The organism is Streptomyces sp. NPDC002309 (assembly GCF_053593375.1).
In genome coordinates, this window is record NZ_JBSFCI010000107.1 from 1 (window position 1) to 1,582 (window position 1,582).

The following is a 1,582-nucleotide window of genomic DNA, read 5'->3' on the forward strand; positions in this document are numbered from 1 at the left end:
CTTGGCGTTTAACCTCGGTGGGCTTGGTGTTTCTTGATCGACTCGGCGCGCTTGACGGTCTTGCCGACGTCGTGGCGCTTGGCGCGCTGCTTGTTCTTCGAGCCGGGTGGCCGTCCGGGGCCTGGGCGGGACGGTTTCGGTGCGGCTGCCGGACGGGCTGCTGCCGCGCGGATGTTGCGAAACCCCCGGCGGACGCGGGCGGGGGTGAGGCGGCGGGGTTCGGCGGGCCGTTCCCAAGGACGGCGCAGGTCTTCGGTGAGGGGCCGGGCGAGGCGGAGCTGGGTGTGGGCGGCGATGATCAGCCAGGTCCACAGATCGGCGGTGTCGGCGTGGCGGATCTTCGGGGCGGTCCAGCCGAGCGTCTGCTTCATCAGCCGGAAGGTGTGCTCGAGATCGAATCTGCGGAGGAACGACTGCCACCAGCGGTCCACGTCCGCGGGTGTCGCCCCGTCGGTGGAGCACCACAGCCAGACAGGCTTCGGGTCGCGGTCGCCCGGCAGACGCTCGACTCTCAGGCGGATCAACGTGCCGTGCAGGACGGGCAGTTCATCCTTCGCATGTTCCAGCCAGGGGCCGCGGTGGGTGAGTCTGGGGTGCATCCGGTCCCAGGCGATCGCCTCGGCGGTGCCGTAGCGGGTGGTGTCCGTGGCCGTGGTGACCTCGGGCTCGTGCCAGCTGTCGGGCTTGGCGAAGGTCAGGACGCCGCCGTGCCGACGCGGCCGCCCGCCCCTCGGCCCGGAGCGGGCAGGACCGGGGTCGCGGAGCATGACCCGGTCCGAGCGCAGCCGTCCGACCAGCACGACCGGCAGGTCGGACAGGGCGTGGGAGAGGTAGGCGACGTCGTAGCCGGCGTCCATCACGATCAGGATCTCCAGATCGCCCGGCTGCCAGTGCCCAGCCTGCCTCAACCGCTCGACGACATCGCGCAGTTGGGCGGCGGTGACGGCGGTCGCGTCGTCGGCCGGCCCCAGGCGAATCGCGTCCAGCAGCGCGACCCAGGAGGTGCGGCCGGACTCCAACGCGGCGACGAAGGAATACTGCCAGCCCGGCACGAACTGGTCCGTCTTGCGGTCTCCGCGTCCGTAGACGTGGCAGAACAGCCGATCGTTGCTGGTTGGCGCGTCAGGGCGCAACCAGTTGGACACGTCTACGGCCAGCACGACCCTGCCGTCGGCCGCCCTGGGCAGCGGCAGGCCGGCCAGCGTGCGGCGCAAGCGCGTCGGCTCCGTCCAGCCCCGGTCCAGCGCGGCGTACAGCGCGCCGTGCCCACGCCGGTGCTCGACCGCCAGCGACAGCTCGACCAGCGTCTTCACCGGCCCGTCCGCACACAGCACCGCGTCGGTCAGCTCGAAGAGAGCATCCGCACGGGCGTAGAAGCATTCGTAGAACTCGACCCGAAAGCGGGACAACACGTCCAACGCCTCGCCTGCGGGCACCTCGACAGACAGACTCATACACAGCGGCCGTTCTCTTGTTACTTCGTGACTCGACATCTCGAAGCGTGGAGAACGGCCGCCTCCGCTGTCCCGGAAAGAACCGCAGATCAGCAGGTCGGGTGACGTGCGAAGTTAAACGTCAAGCT

1 protein-coding gene is annotated in these 1,582 nt (G+C 69.8%); it reads right to left on the minus strand.

Annotated features, from left to right (window positions below; all coding sequences use genetic code 11):
- Nucleotides 1–8: 8 nt before the first annotated feature.
- Nucleotides 9–1,454 (minus strand): NF041680 family putative transposase, encoded by a 1,446-nt coding sequence (locus ACWCPM_RS34715; protein WP_450980248.1) that lies wholly within the window; start codon nt 1,452–1,454, stop codon nt 9–11.
- Between the last annotated feature and the right edge of the window lie 128 nt (nt 1,455–1,582).

Bases quoted from the DNA above. Each gene is read 5' to 3' on its own strand.
- ACWCPM_RS34715 (WP_450980248.1), bottom strand. From the start codon at position 1,454: ATGAGTCTGTCTGTCGAGGTGCCCGCAGGCGAGGCGTTGGACGTGTTG.